This is a genomic window from Stenotrophomonas sp. NPDC077461 (assembly GCF_049545475.1).
GTDB lineage: Bacteria > Pseudomonadota > Gammaproteobacteria > Xanthomonadales > Xanthomonadaceae > Stenotrophomonas > Stenotrophomonas nematodicola.
Map to the genome: position 1 here is coordinate 182818 of NZ_JBMWDO010000008.1, position 25334 is coordinate 208151.

Below are 25334 nucleotides of genomic sequence, written 5' to 3' on the forward strand. Positions count from 1 at the left end.
GGTCGCACGCGTGTTGCGGCTGACCGCCCTGCTCACGGGAGTAGCGCTGCTCCTGACGGGCAGCGGGCTTCTGGGTACCTTGCTGGCGGTGCGCGGTGGGCAGGCCGGCTTTGGTGCCGGCACCCTGGGTCTGGTGATGTCCGGCTATTTCGCCGGGTTCTTCATCGGCACCTTCTTCGCCCCCTCGCTGATCGGCCGCATCGGACATATCCGTGCGTTCGCCTTCTTCGCCGCGCTCGCCGCAATCGCGGTGCTGCTGCATCCCCTGTGGCTCAACCCCTGGGGCTGGGGCGTGCTGCGCATCGCCACCGGCATCGCCCTGGTCGGCCTGTACACCGTGATCGAAAGCTGGCTCAACGCCGAGCCGGATCCGGCCCAACGCAGCCGCGCATTCTCGCTGTACATGGTGGTCAATCTGTCCGCGCTTGCGCTGGGCCAACTGCTGTTGATGCTCGGCGACGCCAGCGCAACGGCCATGTTCATGCTCACCGCGATCCTGGTCTGTGCCGCCGTGCTGCCGGTGACCGCGACCCGCCTGCGCCAGCCGGACGTGCCGGTGATGAGCCGGTTGAGCCTGCGGCGTCTGTACGCGATGGCGCCGGTGGCGACCGTGGCGGCAGGCCTGTCGGGTCTGGCGATGGGTGCGTTCTGGGGGCTGTTGCCGGTGTATGCCGGCGAGGTCGGCCTGGAGGACACTGGCGTGGCTCTGTTCATGCTCGTGGCGATCATCGGCGGCGCGGTGCTGCAGTGGCCGCTGGGCCAGCTCAGCAACGGCCACGACCGGCGCAGCGCGCTGGTGGTGCTGAGCCTGATCGCCGCGGGCATCGCGCTGGTGGCGTCGCTGCCGATGATCCAGCTCCAGACCCACCTGCTGTTCGGCCTGTTCTTCTTCTACGGCGGCCTGGCCTTCGCGCTGTATCCGTCCGCCGTGGCGCACATGCTCGACTACCTGCCGCGCGAGCACCTGCTTGCGGGCTGCTCCAGCCTGCTGCTGGTCCACGGCGTGGGTGCCGCGTTCGGCCCGGCCCTGGCCGGTGCCGGCATGCAGCGCTTCGGCCCGGCCGCGCTGCCGCTGTATTTCGCGGTGGTGCTGCTGGCACTGGCACTGTTCACCACCGCCCGTCTGCTGCGTTTCCAGCGCCTGCGCACCCATCCGGTCGGCTTCCGCCTGATGCTGCGGACCACACCCGGCGCGCTGGAACTGATGCCCGAAACCGACCAGCAGGCCCCCCAGGACCCCCCTTACCCCGCCGACTCCGAAAAGGAAGTGCATTGACTGTATCGACACCCACCGTCCCCACCTCACCCCGTACCCTGCCGGCCACGCCGGCCGCGCAACTGATCCTCGCCACCGATCTGGATGGCACCTTCCTCGCCGGCGATGCCGCCGCGCGCCACCGCCTGTACCGGCTGGTCGACCAGCACCCCGGTATCCGCCTGATCTTCATCACCGGCCGCGGGCTCGAAGCGGTGATGCCCCTGCTCTCCGATCCGGCCATCCCGCGCCCGGATGTCGTGGTCTGCGATGTCGGCGCGACCGTGGTCGACGGGCATACGCTGCAGCCGCTGCAGCCCCTGCAATCGATGATCGACGCGCACTGGCCCGGCGAGCAGGTGGTGGCGGCGGCGATGCGCCCGTTCGCCGCGCTGCAGCGCCAGGATGTACCGCAGGAGCGCCGCTGCTCCTACTTCTGCGATCCAGACACGCTGGCGCCGCTGCGCGGACAGATCCAGGCCGCCGCGCAGGCGCTGGGCTGCGATGTGCTCTATTCGGCCGACCGCTATCTGGACATCCTGCCGCCGGACACGGACAAGGGCCGCACGCTGTCCGCGTTGGCGCGCCTGCTCGAACTGCCGCGCGAGCGCATCCTGGTCGCCGGCGACACGCTCAACGATCTTTCCATGTACACCGCCGGTTTCCGCGGCGTGTGCGTCGGCGATTCGGAGCCGGCCCTGACCGCAGCCACGGCTACGCTCGGCCACACCTTCCACGCCGAGGCGCCCGGCTGCGGCGGCATCCTGGAGGCGATCGAACACTTCGGCCTGCTCGCCAGCGATGACCCGTTCCTGCATCCGCCGGCGCAGGCGCGCGCCGATGGCGCCGAACTGGTGATGGTCTACCACCGCCTGCCGTTCGATGAGGTCATGCAGGACGGCGTGCTCGTCCAGCGCCCGCCTCGCTCGCCCAACGGCATCATTCCGTCGCTGCTGAGCTTCTTCGACGGCGGGCAGAAGGGTTCGTGGGTGGCGTGGGGAATCGACGATCCCAAGCGCGGTCCGTTCCAGACCCACCTGGCGGTGGATGCCGAACGCTATCCGACCCTGACCGCCGCGCGCGTGCCGCTGAGCAAGCAGGAAGTGGACATCTTCTACAAGCGCTTCTCCAAGGAAGCGTTCTGGCCGATGCTGCACGTGTTCTGGGAGCGCGCGCGCTTCCGCGAGGACGACTGGCAGGTATTCCTGCAGGTGAACCGCAAGTTCGCCGAATCCACCGCCGCCGAAGCCGCGCACGGCGCCACGGTCTGGATCCACGACTACAACCTGTGGATGGTGCCGGGCACGCTGCGCGAGCTGCGTCCGGACCTGAAGATCGCCTTCTTCCACCACACCTACTTCCCCTCCGCCGACGTCTTCAACGTGGTGCCCTGGCGGCGCGAAATCATCGGCAGCCTGCTCAGCTGCGACTACATCGGCTTCCACATTCCGCGCCAGGTGGAGAATTTCGTGGACGTGGTGCGCGGGGCGATGCCGGCCGAGCGGCTGGCGTGGGAGAGCTGCGCACCGCGCTTTCTGACCTATGGCTGCGCGGTGGGCCTGGACACCATGACCACGCGGTTGCGCGTGGGTGATCGGGAGATCGCGCTGGGCGCGCATCCGGTCGGCACCGATCTGCGCCGCATCCACGCCGTGCTGGCGCGCGGCGACGTGCGCAACGACATCTTCAAGCTGCGCCGCGAGATCGGCGCGCGCAAGCTGGTGCTGTCGGTGGAACGGCTGGACTACACCAAGGGCACGCTGGCCAAACTGGAGGCATTCGAGCGGCTGCTCGAGCAGCATCCGGACCGCTTGGGCAAGGTCACCCTGCTGATGATCTGCGTGCCGGCCGCGCGCGAGATGACGGTGTACCGGACCCTGCAGAACCAGATCGAGCAGGCAGTGGGGCGCATCAACGGGCGCTTCTCGCGGCTGGACTGGACGCCGGTGCGCTTCTTCGCCCAGGCACTGCCGTTCGAGGAGGTGGTGGCGCACTACGCCGCCGCGCAGGTGATGTGGATCACCCCGCTGCGCGACGGACTCAACCTGGTGGCCAAGGAATTCGTCGCCACCCAGGGTATCGAAGGCAGCAGCGGCGTGCTGGTGCTCAGCGAATTCGCCGGCGCCGCCGCCGAGCTGAAGGGCGCGGTGCTGACCAACCCGCATGATCCGGCCGACCTCACCGCCGGGCTGCTGCAGGCATTGTCGATGCCCGATGATGAAGCCACCGGGCGCATGCGACAGCTGTTCGACAGTGTGGAGTACTACGACGTGGACCGCTGGGGACGCGAGTTCCTGGAGGCGGTGCGCGGCTGATACGGCGATGCAGCCGGGCAAGCGCCCGGCTGCTGACCTCAGGCGCCGCGCATCATGCCTTCGGCCAGCACGGCGACCTGGCGCAGCACGTCATTGCGTCCGGCATCGTCCACCGTGGCGCCCTGCAGATAGCTGGTGAGCACCCACGGGGTGCCTCCGGCCATCGGCCACAGCATCGCGATGTCGTTGGTGGTGTCCTTGCCGTTGCTGCCGGTCTTGTCGCCCACCCGCCACGTGCTGCCCAGCCCCGCGCGCAGGCGCTCGTCGCCGGTTTCGTTGTCGATCAGCCAGTCGGCCAGCTGCTGGCGCGACGCGGGCGCCAGCACCTGGCCGAGCAGGAAGCGCTGCAGGCTGGCGGCCATCGCCGCCGGGCTGGTGGTATCGCGCGGGTCGCCCGGCGCAAACCGGTTCATCTCCGGCTCGAGACGGTCGTTGCGGGTCACCGCATCGCCGTGCTCACGCAGGAAGCGCGTGACGGCAGGCGGGCCGCCCACCACCCCCAGCAGCAGGTTCGCGGCAGGGTTGTCGCTGGTGATCATCGTGGCCCGGCACAGATCGCGCACGGTGAGGTCCTTGCCGATGTGCCGCCGGGTGACCGGCGCGTGGTCGATCAGATCCTCCGCGCGCATCGGCACGCGCTTGTCCAGGTCGAGCCGGCCGGCATCGACCTGGCGAAGCACCGCCGCACACAGGACGAACTTGAAGGTGCTGCACATCGGGAAGCGCTCGTCCTGGCGGTGGCCGATGCGCCGGCCGGACGCGGTGTCCAGCAGGGTGACCCCGAGCCGGCCACCGCTGGCCGCTTCCAGCGCGGCGAAGTCGGGGGCGGCGGCCAGCGCCGGGGCCGTGGTGCGCGGCGGCGTTTTCGCCAGTGCGGTGGCGGTCAGCGCGGAGGCGGCGGCCACCCCGGTCCAGTGCAGGAACTGTCGTCGAGCAAGCATGCGGATTCTCCTGGTGAGGCGGAGAGTATTGAAGCCGTGGCGGCGCGGCACCAGCGAGCATTTTCAGCGGAAGCCATTCGCCTTTCTTATGCCTCGGCGGATTTCCGGGGCGGATTTCAGGATCTGCCGGCCCACGATCGGCACTTCGAGGGTAACGGTGCGATGATCCATCGATCTTCCTCACGGCTCGCGCCCATGCTCCGCCCCCAGTTGCCGCTCAATGCGCTGCGCGCTTTCGAGGCCGCCGCCCGGCATCAGAACTTCACCCGCGCCGCCTTGGAACTGTGTGTCAGCCAGGCCGCGCTGAGCCACCAGATCCGCGCACTGGAGAATCGGCTCGGGGTGTCGCTGTTCCATCGGCTGCCGCGTGGCGTGGCGCTCACCGACGAAGGCGCGCGGCTGTACCCGGTGCTCAACGAGGCCTTCGACCGGATCGCGGTGAGCCTGGACCGTTTCGTGGGCGGGCACTTCCGCGAGGTGCTGCGTGTGGGCGTGGTCGGCACCTTCGCCACGGGCTGGCTGCTGCCGCGCCTGGCGGACTTCCATGCCCGCCATCCGCAGATCGACCTGCGTCTGCAGACCCACAACAACCGCATCGACCTGGCCGGCGAAGGGCTGGATCTGGCGATCCGCTTCGGCGAGGGCGACTGGCAGGGGCAGGTCAGTGATGCGGTGCTGGACGCGCCGTTTGCCCCGCTGTGCGCGCCCGCCCTGGCCCGCCTGCTGCACCAGCCGCGCGACCTGGCGAACGTGGCGTTGCTGCGGTCCTACCGCACCGACGAATGGCCGCGCTGGCTGCAGGCGGCCGGGGTGGCGGAGCTGGAAGCGCGTGGACCGGTGTTCGATTCGTCGCTGACCCTGGCCAGCGCGGCGGCGGCAGGCAATGGCGTGGCCCTGCTGCCGCTGAAGATGTTCGGGCAGGACCTGGCGCAGGGGCGCCTGATCCAGCCGTTCGCGCCGGTGCTGGACCTGGGCCGCTACTGGCTGACGCGCCTGCGTTCACGCCCCGAGAGCGACGCGGCGCGGCTGTTCCGCCAGTGGCTGCAGGCGCAGGGAGAGGTCACGGGCTGACGGGTGCCGACCGCGGTCGGCACATCGCCCCCGACGTTCAACCTTCCAGCAGTTCCATCCAGCTCTGCTCCGCCTTGGCCAGCAGCGCCGCCGTCGCTTCGCGGTCGCGGCCGAGCACGGCCATGCGGGTTGCGTCGGCGTAGTTGGACGGATCGGCCAGCTGGCGGTCCAGCTCGGCCAGCGTGCCCTCCAGCTCGCCCACTTTGGCTTCGGCGGCTGCCAGCTTGTGCGGATTGACCGGCTTGCGCGGCGGCAGCGGCGGGGTCGGCGGCATCGGCTCCGGTGCGGCGGCGGCCATCTTCTGCTTGGTGCCCTGCGCCGCCGGACGCGACCGCAGCCACGCCGCGTAGGCGTCCAGATCGCCGTCGAACGGCTCCACCACCCCATCGGCCACACGCCAGAAGGTGTCGCAGACCAGACCAATCAGGTGGCGGTCGTGCGAGACCATCACGATGGCACCCTCGAAATCGGCCAACGCTTCCGCCAGCGCTTCGCGCATTTCCAGGTCGAGATGGTTGGTCGGTTCGTCGAGCAGCAGCACGTTCGGCTGCTGCCAGGCGATCAGCGCCAGCGCCAGGCGCGCGCGCTCGCCACCGGAGAACCCGTCCACCGGTTCAAAGGCACGGTCGCCGGCGAAGTTCCACTTGCCGAGGAAATCGCGGAAAGCCTGGTTGGGCGCATCCGGGGCCAGATCGCGGAAATGCTCCATCGGCGACTGGCCTTCGTGCAGCGATTCCACTGTGTGCTGGGCGAAGTAGCCGATGCGCAGGTCCGGGTGGGCCGCGCGCTCGCCGGTCAACGGCGCCAGCTCGCCGACCAGGGTCTTGACCAGCGTGGTCTTGCCGGCGCCGTTGGGGCCGAGCAGACCGATGCGCTGGCCCGCCTCCAGGCCGAAACCCACCTCGTGCAGGATCACGGCGTCCGGGCCATAGCCGGCATCGACGTGGTTCAGGCGGATCAGCGAGAACGGCAGCTTGGCCGGCGGGGCGAATTCGATACGGAATTCACGCTCGGCACGCACCGCCTCGGTGCCGGCCAGCTTGGCCAGGCGCTTCATGCGGCTCTGCGCCTGTGCGGCCTTGCTGGCCTGCGCCTTGAAGCGATCGATGAAGCTCTGCAGGTGGGCGCGCTCGGCCTGTTCCTTCTCGTGCGCGATCTGCTGCTGACGCAGCTGTTCGGCGCGCTGGCGCTCGAAATCGGTGTAGCCGCCCGGATACAGCTTGGCGCCACCGCCATGCAGGTGCAGGGTATGGGTGGCGACGTTGTCGAGGAACTCGCGGTCATGCGAGATCAGCAGCAGCGTGCCGGGGTACTTGAGCAGCCACTGTTCCAGCCAGAACACCGCGTCCAGGTCGAGGTGGTTGGTCGGTTCGTCGAGCAGCAGCAGATCGCTGGGCATCATCAGCGCGCGGGCCAGGTTGAGGCGCACGCGCCAGCCACCGGAGAACGACGACACCGCCCGGGAATGCGTCTCGGCCGGGAAGCCCAGGCCATGCAGCAGCTTGCCGGCCCGCGCTTCGGCGTCGTAGGCGCCGATTTCAGCCATCTTCTGGTGCGCGGTGGCCACCGCCTCCCAGTCTTCCCGGGCCGCCGCGTCGGCCTCGGCGCGCAGCACCGCGGCCACCTCGGTGTCGCCTTCGAGCACGAACTGCAGCGCCGGGTCCGGCAGCGAGGGGGTTTCCTGGGCCACCGATGCGATGCGGACCTTGCCAGGCAGATCGACGTCGCCCTTGTCGGCTTCCAGCTCGCCCTTCACGGCGGCAAACAGGCTGGACTTGCCGGCGCCATTGCGGCCGACCACGCCAACGCGGTACCCCGCGTGCAGAGTCAGGTCGACGTTGGACAACAGCAGCCGCTCGCCACGGCGCAAGGCGAAGTTACGAAGGGAAATCATCTTGGGGGTCCATATAACGGAATGGAATGTGCTCGTGAGCACCTTTCCTGCGACGTAATTCTAGCGTTAACGAATACTTGACGCGCCCCGGGATGCGCGGCAGGGCTCGTCTCTCTCTCCCACGACCCTGCCCGCGCGTCCTCGGGACCCCTCCGTCGAAACCCGGGCATCACGTAAATGGTTGCTGCTGCAACGTTTTTTGCGGATGCACCCGGGAATTGACAGGCGATGAATATCCCGTTAATTCCTTTGTTGCGCACCGCAACAACCGCCTTCGCAGACCCGCTCCCCGCAGTCGTGATGTCGCCACGGTGCCGCACCGTCCCTACCGGAGCCACATCCTGATGAACCGCAAGACCAGTACGCTCGCCGCCGCCGTAGCTGTCGCGCTCGGTGTCTCCAGTTTCGCCGTCTCCGCCCAGCAGGCCCCGCCTGCCGCCGCGAACACCCTGGACACCATCATCGTCACCGGTACCCGGGTCGCCGACCGCACCGTGGCCGAGTCGCAGTCGCCGATCGACATCATCACCCCCGAGGCGCTGCAGTCCACCGGTACCACCGAGCTGGCCACCGCGCTGTCGCGCGCCCTGCCCTCGCTGAACTTTCCGCGCCCGGCGCTGACCGACGGCACCAGCGGCATCCGCCCGGCGCAGCTGCGGGGCCTGTCGCCCGACCAGGTGCTGGTGCTGGTCAACGGCAAGCGCCGCCACACCTCGGCGCAGATCAACGTCAACGGCAGCATCGGCCGCGGCTCCTCGGCGGTGGACATCAACGCCATTCCGATCGCCGCGATCGAGCGGGTCGAAGTGCTGCGCGACGGCGCGTCGGCCCAGTACGGCTCCGATGCGATCGCCGGGGTGGTCAACATCGTGCTCAAGGGATCCTCCGCCGGCGGCAGCCTGGTCCTGGATGCCGGCCAGTACTCGGCCGGCGACGGCAACAAGTACCAGCTCTCCGGCGATACCGGCGTTGGCTTCGCCGACGGCCGCGGCAGCGTGCACGTGGCCGGGCAGATCACCCAGCAGGACGAGAGCAACCGCGCCGGCCCGTACCAGGGCACCACGCCCAACACCGGCAACTTCCCCAACATCGGCCAGACCACCTTTGTGGTGGGCGACCCGCAGGTGGATGCCACCGCCGCCTCGGCCAATGCCAGCTTCCAGTTCACCGACCACGTCTCGGCCTATGCCACGGCGATGGCCAGCAACCGCGACATCACCTCGTTCGCGTTCTACCGCTCGCGCAACAACAGCAACCAGGGCCCGCTGCTGGCACAGGTGTACCCGGACGGCTTCGTGCCGCAGATCAATCAGTACTCCAAGGACCGCTCGATCGTGGCCGGCGTCAAGGGCGGCACCGACAGCGGCTGGAACTGGGACGTCAGCTACAACCACGGCTACAACAAGATCGACTTCCACACCCGCAACAGCATCAACTACAGCCTCGGCGTGAACAGCCCGCGTTCGTTCTACGACGGCGCGCTGGAGTACACCCAGGACATCGTCAACGCCGATGGGACCAAGACCCTGGACTGGGGCCTGGCGTATCCGGTGACGCTGTCCTTCGGTGGCGAGTACCGCCGCGAAACGTGGGAGCAGTCGCCGGGCGAACCCAACTCGTACACCGGCAGCGGCGCCCAGGGCTTCGGCGGTTTCACCCCGATCAATGCGGTGGACGCCGACCGCAACAACTACGCGGTGTATGCCGGCCTGGAAGCGGACTTCACCGACAAGTTCTCCGCCGGCGCGACCGGCCGCTATGAGGACTACTCGGACTTCGGCGACAAGTTCTCCGGCAAGCTGTCCGCGCGCTATGCCTTCACCGACAAGGTCGCCCTGCGCGCCACCGCCTCCAGCGGGTTCCGCGCGCCGTCGCTGGCCCAGCAGAGCTACCAGGCGGTGACCAGCACGATCGTCAACGGCGTGTTCGTCGAACGCGGCACCTTCCCCACCACCAGCGCTGCCGCGCAGGCGCTGGGTGCCAGCCCGCTGAAGGCCGAAAGCTCCACCTCCTACAGCCTGGGCCTGGTGCTGCAGCCGGTGGACCGCCTGTACCTGACCGTGGATGCGTACCAGATCGACATCGACGACCGCATCGTGCTGTCCACCAACATCACCACCAACGCCGCCACCAACGCGCTGCTCGGTGGGCTGGGGCTGCCGCAGGTCACCGCGTTCTCGTACTTCACCAACGGCGTGGACACCCGCACCCGTGGTGTGGACGCGGTGTCCAGCTACACCCTTCCCTTCGCCGCCAGCTCGCTGGAGCTGACCGCCGCGTACAGCTACAACGAAACCGAGGTGAAGAAGTTCATCGCCTCGCCGGCGGTGTTCCAGAGCCTGGGCCTGACCCAGTCGCTGATCGGGCGTGACGAGATCGGCCGCATCGAAGACAGCTACCCGCGCGACAAGGCCATCCTCAGCGGCACCTGGCGTTCGGACCACTGGGACCTCAATCTGGCGGCCACCCGCTATGGCAGCTTCACCGTGCGCAACTCGGCCACCGCGCTGCGCGACCAGACCTACGGTGCGTCATGGGTGCTCGATGCCTCGGTGAGCTACAAGCCCAGCGCGAACTGGGCGCTTACCCTGGGCGCGGACAACCTGCTGGACGAGTACCCGGACCGTACCGTGGACCTGCAGAACTCGACCTGGGGCATGCTGCCGTACAGCAACTACTCGCCGTACGGCTTCAACGGCGCGTACGTCTACGGCCGCGTAACGTACAAATGGTAATCCCCGGCAGTGCCGGCCACTGGCCGGCCACCATGCGATGACTGCCGCTGCCCCGGTCCGCCGGGGCAGCGTCGTTGTGGACGGGCAACAACAGCGTTCCGCGCATTCATCGCCCACACCGGCCGATGTCCCGGACAACACACGCCCTGACCACGGGAACAGGCACGCGCCGCATGCGTCAGTGTTTGCCGGATCTGGCCGCATCGGTGAAAATCGGGGCATCCCCCCTTTCTGCGAGCCCCGATGCACCATGACACCGACCTGATCAACATCGTCGCCGTTGGCCTCGGGCTCGCCTTCATCTTCGGCGCGCTGGCCAACAAGCTGCGCTTGTCTCCGCTGGTCGGTTATCTGGTTGCTGGCATCTGCGTAGGACCGTTCACCCCCGGCTTCGTCGCCGACCAGGCACTGGCCAACCAGCTCGCCGAGATCGGCGTGATGCTGCTGATGTTCGGCGTGGGCCTGCACTTTTCGCTCAAAGACCTCATGGCGGTCAAAGCGATCGCCATTCCGGGCGCCATCGGCCAGATTCTGGTGGCCACGCTGCTGGGCTGGGGACTGGCGTCGTTGATGGGCTGGCCGGTGATCCACGGCGTGGTGTTCGGCTTCTCGCTGGCCACCGCCAGCACGGTGGTGCTGCTGCGTGCGATGGAAGAGCGCCGCCTGCTGGAAACCCAGCGCGGCAAGATCGCGGTGGGCTGGCTGATCGTGGAAGACCTCGCGTGCGTGCTGGCACTGGTGATGATGCCGGTGCTGGCCGGCGTGTTCGGGCCGGATGCCGCCAACGAAACGCACACCCTCGGCAGCGTGCTGGCCAGCATCGGCTGGACCTTCGTGCAGCTGGGCCTGTTCGTGGCGGTGATGCTCGTGGTCGGCCGCCGGTTGATTCCGTGGATTCTCGAACGCATCGCCGGCACCGGCTCGCGCGAGCTGTTCACGCTGTCGGTGCTGGCCATCGCGCTCGGCGTGGCGTTCGGCTCGGCGATGCTGTTCGGCGTTTCGTTCGCGCTCGGCGCGTTCTTCGCCGGCATGCTGCTCAACGAGTCCGAACTCAGCCACAAGGCCGCCAATGACTCCCTGCCGCTGCGCGACGCCTTTGCGGTGCTGTTCTTCGTCTCGGTCGGCATGCTGTTCAACCCGGCCATCCTGATCGAGCACCCGTGGCAGGTGCTGGCCACCGCGGCCATCATCATGTTCGGCAAGTCCGCAGCTGCCTTCGTGATCGTGCGTGCGTTCGGCCATCCCACCGGCACCGCGTTGACCATCTCGGCCAGCCTGGCGCAGATCGGCGAGTTCGCCTTCATCATCGCCGGCCTCGGCGTCGCCCTGAAGATCCTGCCGCCCACCGGGCAGGCGCTGGTGCTGGCCGGCGCGCTGATCTCGATCATGCTCAACCCGCTGGTATTCGGCCTGCTCGACCGCTGGCTGCTCAAGCACCAGGAGGCGACCCCGACCGCCGTGGAAACCGAACTGCCGCCGGGGCCGTCGCTGGACCTGCACGACCATGCCATCGTGATCGGCTACGGACGGGTGGGCAGCGCGCTGGCGCAGGTGCTGCGCGATCGCGGCGTGCCGGTGATGATCATCGACGACAACAAGGAACACGTGGCCGAGGCGCATGCCGCCGGGCTGCCCGGCATCCGCGGCAGCGCGGCCTCGGACCGGGTGCTGGCAGAAGCCCATCCGGAACGCGCCAAGATCGCGGTGCTGGCCATTCCGCAGCCCCTGGAAGCGGGCGAAACGCTGGCCAAACTGCGGGCGCTCAACCCGGACCTGACCCTGCTGGCGCGGGCGCACAGCGATGCCGAGGTCAAGCATCTGCTGGATCACGGCGCCGACGGCACCGTGATGGCCGAACGCGAGCTGGCCTACTCGCTGGCCGAGATGGTGATGTCCACCCCGCCATACCGCAGCCTGGGCAAGCACAGCATCCCGGTGGTGTAGCCGCCCGCAGGGCTAGCGCAGCGGCACGCAGATGTCCGCGCGCAGGATCGCCTCGGGCACGTCTTCCGGGTCGTCCAGGTAGTGGTAGTAGAGGGGCGCGTCGCGCAGCGCGCGCCCGCTGTCGGGCAGCCACTGGCGCAGCAGCGCGTCGGTGGCCGCCTCCAGCCCCGCATAGCTGCCCACGTGGCGCAGCACTGCATGGTCGCCGCCGCCCAGCGTCAGCGCACGCAGCGGCGCGGGCAGCCCTTCCGGCGCGTGCCCGAAGCCCATGCCGCAGTCGAACAGGCAGGCGCGGGCAGGAACGTCGCGATGGTCGTTGAGCGCGACCCCCACCAGCTGTTGCAGCTGCGTGGCCAGCCCCTGCTCCGCCGCCCAGGCGTAGATCGCGCCGAAGGCCTGGTCCAGATCATCGAACGCACCCTGCGTGCGCAGTGCCACCACGTCGAATGGCTCCAGCGTGGTCACCGTGACCTGCAGCGGCACGGCCTCCGCCGCATGGTCGCCGGCAGGCAGCAGCAGCGCGTTCTGCCAACGTTCGCGCAGGGCGGTGTCATCACGCAGCGCGCTCGGCGTGGCGTCCAACGCCTGGCGGCAGGCCCGGGCCAGTGCCTGCGGGCTTTCAAAGCCGACGGCGAGGGCGACGGCCGTCACCCGGCTGTCGGCCTGGCCCAGCAGCTGCAGCGCACGCAGCAACCGCAATCGGGCCACGGTGCGCCCGGGCGTTTCCCCGGTCAGCGCACGGTACAGACGGTGGAAGTGGAACGGAGACTGGTGCGCGATCGCGGCGAGCGCGTCCAGATCGGGAAGTGGCTCACCGGCGCGCAGACACGCCTGCAGATGGGCGATGACGCGGTCGATACCGTGGTGCTGGCGTACCTGGGCGATGCGGCTCATGGCGGGCTCCATGTCGGGGTGGCGCTCAGCATGCGTCGTGTCCTGCCCCTGCGCGTGGCCGATCTTGCGCAATGGGTGGAGGGCCGCCAGAGCGTAGCGCCCGCGTGCGGTCGAGACCAGCCACGCAGACGGGCCGGGCAAAACCCCACGGCGACCGGCCCGCACCGGTCGCCGTGGGTGCCACCTCTACGCGGTTGCCAACGCCTGCCGCAGGTCGGCCAGCAGGTCGTCGATGTGTTCGATGCCGATGGACAGGCGCACGGTGTCCTCGCTGACCCCGGCCTGGCGCAGTTCGGCCGCGTCCAGCTGGCGGTGCGTGGTCGATGCCGGGTGGGTTGCCAGCGACTTTGCATCGCCCAGGTTCACCAGCCGGGTGAACAGCTGCAGGGCGTCCAGGAAGCGCGCGCCCGCCACGCGGCCGCCGGGCAGGCCAAAGGTCAGCACGCCGGACCCGTGGCCACGCAGGTACTTCCGTACCCGGGCGTGGTCGGGATGATCGGGCAGCGCGGCGTAGTTCACCCAGTCGACCTTGGGGTGGTCGCGCAGGAACTCCGCGACGGCCAGCGCATTGGCATTGATGCGATCCATGCGCAGCGCCAGCGTCTCGATGCCCTGCAGGATCAGGAAGGCGTTGAACGGCGAGAGCGACGCACCGGTGTTGCGCAGTGGCACCACGCGGGCGCGGCCGATGTAGGCGGCCGGACCGAGGGCCTCGGTATAGACCACGCCGTGGTAACTGACATCCGGTTCATTCAGCCGCCGGAAGCGCTGCGCGTGCTCGGCCCACGGGAACCGGCCCGAATCGACGATCGCACCGCCCAGGCTGGTGCCGTGGCCGCCGAGGTACTTGGTCAGCGAATGCACCACAATGTCCGCGCCGAAATCGAACGAACGCTGCAGGTACGGCGTGGCCACCGTGTTGTCCACGATCAGTGGCACGCCGTGCGCATGGGCCACCGCCGCAATCGCTTCGATGTCGGTGATGTTGCCGCGGGGGTTGCCGATGGACTCCACGAACACCGCTTTGGTGCGCTCGTCGATCAGCGCGCCGAACGAGGCCGGATCGTCCGGATCGGCGAAGCGCGTCTGGATGCCGTACTGCGGCAGCGTATGCGCGAACAGGTTGTAGGTGCCGCCATACAGCGTGCTGGACGAGACGATGTTGTCACCGGCCTCGGCAATGGTCTGGATCGCATAAGTGATCGCCGCCTGGCCCGAGGCCAGCGCCAGCGCGCCCACGCCGCCTTCCAGCGCCGCGATGCGCTGTTCCAGCACATCGGTGGTGGGGTTCATGATGCGGGTGTAGATGTTGCCCGGCACCTTCAGGTCGAACAGGTCGGCCCCGTGCTGGGTGTCGTCGAAGGCATACGCCACGGTCTGATAGATCGGCACCGCCACCGCACGGGTGGTCGGGTCGGGCCGGTAGCCGCCGTGCACGGCGATGGTTTCCGCTTTCCATTGCGGGTCGGGACTGCCGTGCTCGCTCATCGTGCCTCCTCCGGTTGAACCCGGACGATACCCGAGCGCCGGCACGCCCAGGCACACGTGCTCATGCCGATCACGCATGCGCTTAGGCGCTGCGGTGATATGCGACACGTGGGCCGCGCACCGCCACACGCGGCACCGGCCCGGTAGCAGACGCCACCGGGCCGGTGCGCGGGGCGTGCCGGCTCAGCCCTTGGTGAAGACCAGCTTGCCCTCGGCGGCATCGACCCGGATCGTGTCGCCCCCCAGGAACTCGCCGGACAGGATCTTCTGCGCCAGCGGATTTTCCAGCTGCGCCTGGATCGCACGCTTCAGCGGACGGGCGCCATACACCGGATCGAAGCCGACGTTGCCCAGCAACTGGAACGCCGCGTCGCTGACCTCGATGCGCAGCCCACGCTCGGCCAAGCGCTTCTCCAGACCAACCATCTGGATCTTGGCGATCTGCTTGATCTGCGCCTTGTCCAGCGGGTGGAACACCACGATGTCATCCAGCCGGTTGATGAACTCCGGACGGAAGTGCGCCTGCACCACGCCCATCACCGCCGCCTTCATCTGCGTGTACGCCTCCGGGCTGTCGTCGCCGCTCATGTCCTGGATCTGGTGCGAGCCCAGGTTGGAGGTCATCACAATGACGGTGTTGCGGAAGTCCACGGTGCGGCCCTGTCCATCGGTCAGGCGACCATCGTCGAGGACCTGCAGCAGGATGTTGAACACATCGGTATGCGCCTTCTCCACCTCATCGAGCAGGATCAGCGAGTACGGACGGCGGCGCACCGCCTCGGTCAGGTAACCGCCCTCCTCATAGCCCACATAGCCCGGGGGCGCACCGATCAGGCGTGCCACGCTGTGCTTCTCCATGAACTCGCTCATGTCGATGCGGATCATCGCGTCGCTGCTGTCGAACAGGAACTCGGCCAGCGCCTTGCACAGCTCGGTCTTGCCCACGCCGGTCGGCCCCAGGAACAGGAACGAGCCGCTGGGCCGGTCCGGATCGGACAGGCCCGCGCGCGAACGGCGCACGGCATCGGAGACGACCTTGATCGCCTCTTCCTGGCCCACCACGCGCTCATGCAGCACATCTTCCATGCGCAGCAGCTTGTCGCGCTCGCCTTCGAGCATGCGGTTGACCGGGATGCCGGTCCAGCGCGAGACCACCTCGGCAATCTCTTCGGCGGTGACCCGGTCCTGCACCAGCTTGAACTCGGTGTTCTCCGCTTCCTGCGCGGCCGCCAGCTGCTTCTCCAGCTGCGGCAATTGGCCGTACTGGATCTCGCTCATGCGGCCGAAATCCTGGCGGCGCTGCGCCGATTCCAGCTCCAGCTTGGCCTGCTCGATCTGCTCCTTTATCTTCGTCGCGCCCTGCAACGCAGCCTTCTCCGACTTCCAGATCTCGTTGAGATCGGAGAACTCGCGCTCCAGCGTATCGATGTCGCTCTCCAGATCAGCCAGACGCTGGCGCGATGCCTCGTCCTTTTCCTTCTTGAGCATTTCGCGCTGGATCTTCAGCTGGATCAGCCGACGCTCCAGACGGTCCAGCTCCTCCGGCTTGGAGTCGATCTCCATGCGGATGCGCGAGGCGGCCTCGTCCATCAGGTCGATGGCCTTGTCGGGCAACTGGCGGTCGGCGATGTAGCGGTGCGACAGCGTCGCGGCCGCCACGATCGCCGGGTCGGTGATTTCCACGCCGTGATGCACCGCGTACTTTTCCTTCAGCCCGCGCAGGATCGCAATGGTGTCCTCGACACTGGGTTCGCCAACGAACACCTTCTGGAAACGGCGCTCCAGCGCGGCGTCCTTCTCGATGTACTTGCGGTACTCGTCCAGCGTGGTCGCGCCGACGCAGTGCAGTTCGCCACGTGCCAGCGCCGGCTTGAGCATGTTGCCGGCGTCCATCGCGCCATCGGCCTTGCCCGCGCCGACCATCGTGTGCAGCTCGTCGATGAACAGGATCACCTGCCCTTCGCTCTTGGCCAGGTCGTTGAGCACGCCCTTCAGGCGTTCCTCGAATTCGCCACGGAACTTGGCGCCGGCGATCAGCGCACCCATGTCGAGCGACAGCACGCGCTTGCCGCGCAGGCCCTCGGGCACTTCGTCGTTGATGATGCGCTGGGCCAGTCCTTCGACGATGGCGGTCTTGCCGACACCGGGTTCGCCGATCAGCACCGGGTTGTTCTTGGTGCGGCGCTGCAGGACCTGGATGGTGCGCCGGATTTCTTCATCGCGGCCGATCACCGGGTCCAGCTTGCCGCTCTCGGCACGCGCGGTCAGGTCGATGGTGTACTTCTCCAGCGCCTGGCGCTGGTCTTCGGCGTTCTCCGACTGCACGCTCTCGCCGCCACGGATCTTGTCGATGGCCGCGTCGATGCGGGCCTTGTCGGCGCCGGCTGCGCGCAGCGCCATGCCCAGCGTGCCACCATCATCCACGGCAGCCAGCACGAACCATTCGCTGGCAATGAACGCATCGCCATGCTGCTGGGCCAGCTTGTCGGTGTTGTTGAGCAGCCGGTTGAGGTCATTGCCGATCGACAGGTTGCCTTCCTGCCCGGATACCTTGGGCAGCGCATCCATCGCCTCGTTGAGGCGTTCGCGCAGCACCGGCACGTTGACGCCGGCCTGCGACAGCAACGGGCGCGTGCTGCCGCCCTGCTGGTCCAGCAGTGCCGAGAACACGTGCACCGGTTCGATGATGTTGTGGTCGCGGCCCACGGCCAGCGACTGCGCGTCGGCCAGCGCCTGCTGGAAACGCGAGGTGAGCTTGTCCATCCGCATGGGGAGATCCTCTCTGGTGAAATGGCCAGCGTGGCTGGCAGATGTACCGGATATGCGGTTGTCGCGCAGTGATTCAAGACAATCCGGGGCTGGCAATACAGCCACCATACTGCGATACTTGCGAATCGTTCTCATTCCCATTGGTTCCCGAGCCCTGTCCGGGCCACACCACCGGCGCCCTTCGATGCAGGCACAACGTGAGTTCCTAGGCGTCCTCTACCGGGACCATCGCTGCTGGCTGCAGGGCTGGCTGAGCGGCCGCGTGGGATGCCGCGAGACCGCCGCCGACCTGACCCAGGACACCTTTGCGCGGCTGCTGCAGGATCGCGACCTCGCCGCGCTGCGCGAGCCGCGCGCGTTCCTCACCACGGTAGCGCGCGGCCTGGCCGCCAACTGGTTCCGTCGCCAGTCGCTGGAGCGCGCGTGGCTGGAGCATCTCGCCGCGCTGCCCGAAGCGGTGGTGCCGTCGCTGGAGGACCAGTGGGTGGTCCGCGAGGCCCTGCAGCAGATCGATGCCATGCTCGACGGTCTGCCCACCGCAGTACGCCAGGTGTTCCTGCTGGCGCAGTTCGACGGGCTGCGCTACGACGCCATCGCGGTACGCATGGGGTTGTCGCTGAGCACAGTGAAGCGGCACATGAAACGCGCCCTCGTCGGCTGCCTCGCGCATGCCCTCTGAGCCTGCCGGCGGCGACGCAGCGATCGCCCCGGAAATCCTCGGCCAGGCGGCGGAGTGGCTGCTGCGCCTGCATGACAACGACAGTGCCGGCGTGCGCCGCGCCTGCGACCAGTGGTGCGCGCAGCATCCCGAGCACGCCCGTGCGTGGCAGCGCGCGCAGCGCCTGCAGGCCCTGCTCGGGCAGGTGCCGGCTGCCGCGGCGCTGCCCGTGCTCGGGCGGCCGCACGGCGCGCGGCGGCGCACCGCGATCAAACACCTCGGCGCGTGGCTCGCGCTGGCGCCGGGCGCGTGGCTGGCCTGGCACCTGCTGCACCCTGCCGCGGACAGCCCCACGCTGCGTACCGCCATCGGCGAACGCCGCCAGGCACGCCTGCCCGATGGCAGCAGGATCGTGCTCGATGCCGGCACCCGTCTCTCGCTGCACCTCGATGCACGCCAGCGCACGCTGGACCTCCACCAGGGCCAGGTCCTGGTGGAGACCACCACGGACACCCACATGCCGCCCCGCCCCTTCGCGGTGCAGACGTCGCAGGGCCGGATCACCGCGCTCGGCACCCGCTTCAACGTGCGCGTGGACACCGGATACACCCATGCTGCCCTGCTGGAAGGCGCACTGGCGATCCAGGCGGGCACCGGCCCCGCCTGGCGGATGGTGGCCGGTGAACAGGCACGGTTCGATGGGCACGGCAACCACCTCCTCGAGGCGCTGGACGACACCGTCACCAGCTGGACGACCGGCATGCGGGTCGCCGATGCGATGCCGCTGGCCGCGCTGCTGGCGCACCTGGGCCGCTACCGCCACGGACGCCTGCGCTGCGACCCGGCGATCGCCACGCTCCCGGTGTCCGGCGCCTTTCCGCTGGACGACACCGAGCGCAGTCTGGCGATGCTGGAGGCGACCTACCCCGTGCGGGTGCGACGCGCACCCGGCGGTTGGTGGGTGCTGATCGAGCCGCGCTGACCGATGGGCCCGACAGGCCGGTGACACTTTTCGCGCGTTCGCGGGGCAAGGACAGGAACCCCGCATTCCAACCGAATCCACCATGACCCGATCCCCGCGTTTTCTCACCACCAGCGCGCTGACCCTCGCCCTGCTCGCCACCCCGTTGTTCGTGGCCGCCGCCCCGGAAGAAACGCAGCTGCAGCCAGCCGCGGTGCCGCTCGGGCGGGCGCTGTCCAGCTTCGCCGGCCAGCACGGCGTGGCGCTGTCCTTCGATCCCGCGCTCGCCGCCGGGCGCAGCGCACCGCCGGTGGCCGACGGGCTGTCGGTGGAAGCCGGCTTCAGTCAGTTGCTGAGCGGCAGCGGCCTGCGTGCGCGCCGCCGGGCCGATGGCAGCTATACGGTGGAACGCGCCTCCGGCAGAGCGCCCATGCCGGCGTTGCGGGTGGAGGCCAGCGCCGGCTCGACCTACCTGCCCTCGCAGCTTCCCTACGGCCAGGGCACGCGCCTGGACGAACACGCGCTGCAGGCCCAGGTGAAAGGCAACGGTGACATCGCCACCGCGCTGCGCGGCAACCCCGCCGTGCAGTTCAGCGACCGCTCGCGCACCACCCGCAACATGGGCGAGATCCGCCCGGACGATTTCTCCATCAACGGTGCGCCGTACTACCAGAACCTGTTCCTGCTCGACGGTGCCAGCTTCAACAACGATCTCGACCCGGTGGCCACCGCGGTGGGCACGACCGAGAACACCAATCACAACTCCGATGTTCCCAGCGCCGCGCAGGGCATCGCCGTGGACGTGGACCTGCTGGAATCGCTCACGGTCTACGACGCCAACGTGCCGGCGCCCTACGGCGGCTTCACCGGCGGCGTGGTCGATGCGCGCACACGCGTCGCCAGCGACGCGTTCGCCGGCAAAGTGTGGATGCGGATGGCGCGCTCGGCGTGGGACCAGATCATCACCAACCCGGCCCAGGACACCACCTACGAAGAATCGGCAACGCTGGCCTACCAGCCCGCCTACGACAAGTACCGCGTGGGCGCGCGGCTGGAGGGCCGCACGCAGGGCGGGTTGGGCATCATCGGCACCGTGGTGCGCAGCCGCTCGGAGATTCCGCTGCGGGCCTACACGGCCGGCCGCTCAACCACCGGCAACGACGTCAACCAGCGCACCCAGACCCGTGAAAACACCGCCGCCACGATCGCCCTGGACTGGAGCAGCGACACCCTGGACCTGCGCCTGGGGCTGGGCTACGCGCCCACCGATGACCGCTACTTCATCGCCAACACCAAAAACTCCTGGTTCGACCTGAAATCCGGCGGTCCCACTGCCAACCTGAGTGCGGTCTGGCGGCACGGTGCCTGGACACTGTCGCAGCGGCTGAGCTACAGCGACCTGGAGTCGTCGCGGCGCAGCGAGGAGACCACCATGCGCCATTGGCGCCCTTCCCAGGCGTTCGACTGGGGCGTGGCCGCGGTGAGCAGCGAGGGCAGCTGGGGCAGCGTGGACCAGCACGACCGCAAGCTCGGCTACACCCTGTCCGTCGCCCATGACACCGTGACCGTGGGCCGCACCGCGCACGACGTCCAGGGCGGGCTGAGCGTGCAGCGCCGCGATGCCAACTACAAGCGCCTCAACGACCAGTACGTGTACCAGAACGCGGTGGCCACGCGCAGCTGCACGCTCAGCGACGGCCGCGTGGACAGCGTGAGCTGCTCGCTGTCGCCGCTGCTCGATGGAAGCGGCAACGGGCAGTACCTGAGCATGCTGCAGCTCTTCCACGCCGGCGAATTTTCGGTGAGTGGCGAGGAATACGCGGCCTGGCTGCAGGACGATATCCGCATCGGCAACTGGAGCGTGCGGCCGGGCCTGCGCCTGGACCGCGACAACGTGTTCAACCAGACCAACCTGTCGCCGCGTCTGGCGGTGAGCTGGGATGTGTTCGGTGATGAGGACACCCGCATCAACGCCGGCGTGAACCGCTATTACGGCCGCAGCTTCTTCGCCTACCTGCTGCGCGATGGGCGCGAGCGCCTGCGCGAGAGCAGGACCCGGCGCAGCGCCAGCACCGCCTGGGAGGATGTGGTGGGGACCTGGAACGCGGCCACCAACCGCCTGCGCGATCTCGATTCGCCCTATGCCGACGAATGGTCGCTGGGCCTGGACCAGCGCGTGGCCGGGCTGCGCATCAGCGCGAAATATGTCGACCGCCGCAGCCGGCGCGACGTGCTCCGCCGCCGGATCGGTGAGCCGCTGGATGCCACGCTCTACAACCGCAACACCTTCGAATACACCAACGACGGCCGCAGCGATGCCGGCATCGCCACCCTCACCGTCGCCTCGCGGGAACCGTGGACGTTCCTCGGCACGCGCAACAGCTGGCAGCTGGCGGCCGACCACACCGACGTCAAGCGCAACTACAACAGTTACGAAGACACGCTGCTGATGGATGAGCTGGTGCGCTACGAAGGCAAGCTGATGTACCGCCACCAGCTGCCGGCCACCGACTACCTGCGTCCGTGGAGCGCACGGCTGGGCACGCGCACCGAGCTGCCCGCGCTCGGGCTGACCTGGAACAACAGTTTCAGCTACCGCGCCGGCTACCAGGGCATTGCCACCGGACGCCCCGAGACCATCGACGGTGTGTCGGTGCCCAACCTGACGCGGCAGCAGTTCTCCGGCACCTGGACCTGGGACGCGTCAGTCGAGTACCGGCGTGCGCTGCTGCGTGACCAGGAGGCGTATGTGCGGGTGGAGGCGCAGAACGTGCTCAACCGCAGCAACCTGACCAGCGGCGTTGCCGGCACGGCGTACTACGAGCCGGGCCGCAGCTTCTGGCTGGAACTGGGCTGCTCGTTCTGAGCCCGGGCCGGCACCTGTTGCTCGCCACGCTGCTGGGCGCCGCGCTGCTGGGCGGCAGCCGCGCCGCGTCGATCGCGTTGCCGGCGGTGGATCCCGACTGCCGTCGGCAGCTCGCCACCGCCGGCACGCTGCCGGCACCGGCGTGCCTGCGCCAGGCGTATGCCCAGCCGAGCACGCGCTGGCCGGCGCCCCAGGTGGACGCCGGCGTGGCCTGGCAGGAGCTGGGACCGCTGCCCGGCCTGGTGGCGCCGCCGGACAATCCCACCACCCCGGCCAAGGTGGCGCTGGGCCAGCGCCTGTTCAACGACCCGCAGTTGTCGCGCTCGGGGCAGATCGCCTGCGCCAGTTGCCACGAACGCGATCTTGCGTTTGCCGATGGCCGCCGCGTGTCGTTCGGGCACGACCGCCAGGCCGGTCGTCGCAACGCGCCCAGCGTGGCCATGAGCGGCCATCTGCAGCGGCTGTTCTGGGATGGCCGTGCCGCCACGCTTGAAGATCAGGCGCTGCTGCCGATCGCCGATCCGAAGGAAATGGCCTTCAGCGCCGACGCGGCCGCCGCCCGCCTGCGCGGCGATGCCACCTACCGCCGTGCGTTCGCCGCCGTGTTCGGCAATGACCGCATCGAGACCCGCCAGCTCGCCCAGGCCATTGCCGCGTTCGAGCGCAGTCTGGCACCGCCGCCCTCGCGCCTGGACCGGTTCATTTCCGGTCGCCACGACCAGCTCGACGATCAGCAGCTGCAGGGCCTGCACCTGTTCCGCACGCGGGCCCGCTGCATGAACTGCCACAGCGGACCCGCACTGACCGACCACGGGTTCCACAATCTGGGCCTGCACTTCCACGGCGGCAGGCACCAGGACCTGGGCCGCTACGAGGTCACCGGCGATCCAGCCGACAGCGGCCGCTTCCGCACCCCCTCGCTGCGCGGCGTGGCGCGCACCGCGCCGTACATGCACAACGGGGCGATCGCCCGGCTGGACGCGGTGCTGCTGTTCTACAACGTCGGTGGCGGCAAACCGCGACCGCGCACCGGCAGCGGCGCCCACGGCCCCTTCCCTGCACCCGACCCGCAGCTGCAGCCGCTGCAGCTCACGCGCGATGAACTGCAGGCCATCCAGGCGTTTCTGCAGACGCTGTGACGCGACGATCACACCCGCTTTCGGCCCAGGCGTCGAAGCTGCAGGCGGGTACTGCGGAGTTTCTGCATGCATTACGAACTGTACTACTGGACCGGCATCCAGGGCCGTGGCGAGTTCATCCGGCTGGCGCTGGAAGACGCAGGCGCGGCCTACACCGACATGGCGCGCGTGCATGGGGATGCGGTGATGCAGCCGTTCCTGGATGGCAGGATGGACGGCCTGCAGCCGTTCGCGCCGCCGTTCGTGCGGACCGGCAGACAGGTCGTGGCGCAGGTGAGCGCGATTCTCGACCTGCTTGCGCCCGAACTCGGCCTGGTCCCCGATGCGGCCTCGCGCCGCCAGCAGGCCCTGCAACTGCAGGCGACCATCGCCGACCTGGTGGCTGAAGTACACGACACCCATCACCCGATCGCCGCGTCGCAGTACTACGAAGACCAGATGCGCGAAGCCAAGGCCCGCGCTGCCACGATGCGGGCCGAACGCCTGCCCAGATTCCTGGGCTACTTCGAGAACGTGCTCAAGCACAACGGCGGGCGGCATCCGCTGCGTGAGCATTCCTACGTGGATCTATCCCTGTTCCAGCTGATGTCCGGCCTGGACTACATGTTCCCGCGCCGCATGCAGGCGCTATGGCCGTCGCTGCCGCTGCTGCGCGCCCTGCAGGAACGGGTGGAGCGGCGCCCGACCATTGCCGCCTACCTCGCCTCCGGGCGCCGCCTGGCGTTCAACACCAATGGCATCTTCCGCCACTACCCCGAACTGGATGGGGAAGACTGACGCGGAACGGCAGGTCACGACCGCGGGTCGTGACGCCCTTGATCCTTCTGCAGCGACAGCAGCGCCAGCAGCCCCGCCAACGCCACATACGCCCCGGCGAACTGCCAGCTGATGATCTTCGGCAGCCCGGCAAGCTGCCACGGCAGGTAAATGCCGCCGCGTGGGTCCACCGAGTGGATCAGGCCGAACAGGGTCAGCGCTGCGGCCACCAGCAGGAACGCCGAGGCGCGCAGCAGTCTGCCGTCGATCATCGCCACCACGGCAGCGATCCACAGCATCGAGGTGATGATGAAACCGTTGCCCAGGGTGAAGATCACCGCCAGTTCGGGCAGGCCATGCCCGTCCAGCGTGGTGGTCATCGCCGCCAGCTGTTCCGGCGCGATCCAGCCCGGGGCCTTGATCGCCAGCAGGTAGGCCACCGACGGCAGGAAACCCAGCACCATCGCCCCGGCGTGTTCGCGCGGCGTGGCCTGGAAGGCCTGGGTGGTGATGTCGATGGCCACGTAGACGATGATCGGCGCCAGCACCGCCAGTGGCAGCCACTGCACCAGCCCGGAGATCACCCCGAGCATGCCGCCGACACCCACGAACAGACCGGTCAGCAGCGTGTAGCCGCTGCGCGCGCCCATGTGCTTGTAGGCCGGCTGGCCGATGTACGGCGTGGTCTGCGCCACACCGCCGCAGAAACCGGCGACCAGCGTGGCCACCGCCTCGACCAGCAGGATGTCGCGGGTACGGTAGTCGTCACCCGCCGCACGCGCGCTCTCGGACACGTTGATGCCGCCCACCACCATCAGCAGGCCAAACGGCAGCAGCAGCGGCAGGTAGGTCAGCGCGGTGGGCAGGCCATCGATGAAGCCGAGCGTGGGCCACGGCAGTACGATCTGCGGCGCGGTCCACTCGGGCACATGGAAGCCCGGCGCGCCCAGCCCGGCCAGACCCAGGCCGTAGTAGAGAATCGTGCCGAACACGAAGGCCACCAGCACGCCCGGCGCGCGGATCGGCAGGCGGCGCTTGGCGATCAGTACGTACAGCAGCAGGCCGAGGGTGACAAAACCGACGATCGGCGAGCGCAGCGTTTCCAGCAACGGCAGGAAGCCCATCAGCACGATCGCGATGCCGGCGATGGACCCCAGCAGTGACGCGCGCGGCAGCGCGCGGGTGACCGCCTCGCCGAAGAACGACAGGATGACCTTGAGCACGCCCATGATCACCAGCGAGGCCATGCCCAGCTGCCACGTGGCGATCGCCGCGTCGTGCGGCGCCAGGCCCTGCGCCTTGAACGCCAGGAATGCCGGTCCGAGCACCAGCAGCGCCATGCCGATGCTGGTCGGCGCATCCAGCCCCAGCGGCATCGCGGTGACGTCATCGCGGCCGGTACGCCTCGCCAGACGCCCCGCCATCCAGGTGTACAGCACGTTGCCCACCAGCACGCCGAAGGCGGTCCCCGGGAACATGCGGCCGAACACCACGTCGGCCGGGAACTGGAAGATGCCGACCAGCGCCATCGCGATGAAACCCAGGATCGACAGATTGTCGACCACCAGGCCGAAGAAGCCATTGAGGTCGCCGGCGACGAACCAGCGGGGCGGTCCGGAGCGGACCGGAGCGGAAGCGGGCATGTGGG

General features: G+C 68.7%; 16 protein-coding genes. 10 read left to right on the plus strand and 6 right to left on the minus strand.

Annotated elements, in window-relative coordinates; all coding sequences use genetic code 11:
• Positions 1 to 10 precede the first annotated feature (10 nt).
• Positions 11 to 1276, plus strand: coding sequence for an MFS transporter (locus tag ACPEH8_RS14825; RefSeq protein WP_423667287.1), 1266 nt, complete (start codon positions 11 to 13; stop codon positions 1274 to 1276).
• Positions 1277 to 1338: 62 nt separating this feature from the next.
• Positions 1339 to 3570, plus strand: coding sequence for a glucosylglycerol-phosphate synthase (ggpS, locus tag ACPEH8_RS14830; RefSeq protein ID WP_026070546.1), 2232 nt, complete (start codon positions 1339 to 1341; stop codon positions 3568 to 3570).
• Between the two features lie 38 nt (positions 3571 to 3608).
• Here the strand turns inward: ggpS and blaL2 are convergent, their stop codons facing one another.
• A complete protein-coding gene (blaL2, locus tag ACPEH8_RS14835; RefSeq protein ID WP_136003029.1) occupies positions 3609 to 4511 on the minus strand; it encodes a L2 family extended-spectrum class A beta-lactamase in 903 nt (300 codons plus the stop codon).
• Positions 4512 to 4706: 195 nt separating this feature from the next.
• On the opposite strand from blaL2, the gene ACPEH8_RS14840 reads away from it, so the two are divergent.
• On the plus strand, positions 4707 to 5582 hold the full coding sequence (locus ACPEH8_RS14840; protein WP_136003028.1) for a LysR family transcriptional regulator: 876 nt from the start codon (positions 4707 to 4709) through the stop codon (positions 5580 to 5582).
• 37 nt (positions 5583 to 5619) lie between these two features.
• Here ACPEH8_RS14840 and ACPEH8_RS14845 read toward each other — a convergent pair whose 3' ends face one another.
• On the minus strand, positions 5620 to 7476 hold the full coding sequence (locus tag ACPEH8_RS14845) for an ABC-F family ATP-binding cassette domain-containing protein (protein WP_166473363.1): 1857 nt from the start codon (positions 7474 to 7476) through the stop codon (positions 5620 to 5622).
• Positions 7477 to 7820: 344 nt separating this feature from the next.
• Between ACPEH8_RS14845 and ACPEH8_RS14850 the strand changes: the two genes are divergently transcribed.
• Together ACPEH8_RS14850 and ybaL are read left to right on the plus strand one after the other, a co-directional pair.
• Positions 7821 to 10211: a TonB-dependent receptor plug domain-containing protein gene (locus tag ACPEH8_RS14850; protein ID WP_423667290.1), complete on the plus strand. Its 2391-nt coding sequence runs from the start codon at positions 7821 to 7823 to the stop codon at positions 10209 to 10211.
• A gap of 243 nt (positions 10212 to 10454) precedes the next feature.
• Positions 10455 to 12155, plus strand: a complete 1701-nt coding sequence (ybaL, locus tag ACPEH8_RS14855; protein WP_136003026.1) for a YbaL family putative K(+) efflux transporter — start codon at positions 10455 to 10457, stop codon at positions 12153 to 12155.
• A gap of 12 nt (positions 12156 to 12167) precedes the next feature.
• On the opposite strand, the gene ACPEH8_RS14860 is transcribed toward ybaL, so the two are convergent.
• The 3 genes from ACPEH8_RS14860 to clpB form a co-directional block, all read right to left on the minus strand.
• Complete coding sequence (locus tag ACPEH8_RS14860; protein ID WP_166473364.1) at positions 12168 to 13049, minus strand: AraC family transcriptional regulator; 882 nt, start codon at positions 13047 to 13049, stop codon at positions 12168 to 12170.
• Between the two features lie 186 nt (positions 13050 to 13235).
• A complete protein-coding gene (locus ACPEH8_RS14865) occupies positions 13236 to 14537 on the minus strand; it encodes an O-acetylhomoserine aminocarboxypropyltransferase/cysteine synthase family protein (protein WP_017357572.1) in 1302 nt (433 codons plus the stop codon).
• 183 nt (positions 14538 to 14720) lie between these two features.
• Positions 14721 to 17306: an ATP-dependent chaperone ClpB gene (clpB, locus tag ACPEH8_RS14870; RefSeq protein WP_017357573.1), complete on the minus strand. Its 2586-nt coding sequence runs from the start codon at positions 17304 to 17306 to the stop codon at positions 14721 to 14723.
• Between the two features lie 184 nt (positions 17307 to 17490).
• Between clpB and ACPEH8_RS14875 the strand changes: the two genes are divergently transcribed.
• The 5 genes from ACPEH8_RS14875 (at position 17491) to ACPEH8_RS14895 (ending at position 23707) form a co-directional block, all read left to right on the plus strand.
• Positions 17491 to 17985: a sigma-70 family RNA polymerase sigma factor gene (locus ACPEH8_RS14875; protein ID WP_287250041.1), complete on the plus strand. Its 495-nt coding sequence runs from the start codon at positions 17491 to 17493 to the stop codon at positions 17983 to 17985.
• On the plus strand, positions 17975 to 18946 hold the full coding sequence (locus ACPEH8_RS14880) for a FecR domain-containing protein (RefSeq protein WP_153164689.1): 972 nt from the start codon (positions 17975 to 17977) through the stop codon (positions 18944 to 18946). Before ACPEH8_RS14875 ends, ACPEH8_RS14880 begins: the two co-directional genes overlap by 11 nt.
• Before the next feature lie 82 nt (positions 18947 to 19028).
• Complete coding sequence (locus ACPEH8_RS14885; RefSeq protein ID WP_287250036.1) at positions 19029 to 21791, plus strand: TonB-dependent receptor; 2763 nt, start codon at positions 19029 to 19031, stop codon at positions 21789 to 21791.
• Between the two features lie 17 nt (positions 21792 to 21808).
• Positions 21809 to 22930 carry a cytochrome-c peroxidase gene (locus ACPEH8_RS14890; protein WP_287250033.1) on the plus strand — a complete coding sequence of 374 codons (1122 nt, stop codon included), beginning with the start codon at positions 21809 to 21811 and terminating at the stop codon, positions 22928 to 22930.
• Positions 22931 to 22996: 66 nt separating this feature from the next.
• Entirely contained in the window at positions 22997 to 23707 is a 711-nt protein-coding gene (locus ACPEH8_RS14895) for a glutathione S-transferase (RefSeq protein ID WP_017356842.1), read from the plus strand.
• Between the two features lie 14 nt (positions 23708 to 23721).
• On the opposite strand, the gene ACPEH8_RS14900 is transcribed toward ACPEH8_RS14895, so the two are convergent.
• A complete protein-coding gene (locus tag ACPEH8_RS14900) occupies positions 23722 to 25329 on the minus strand; it encodes a hypothetical protein (protein WP_287250028.1) in 1608 nt (535 codons plus the stop codon).
• Positions 25330 to 25334 lie beyond the last annotated feature (5 nt).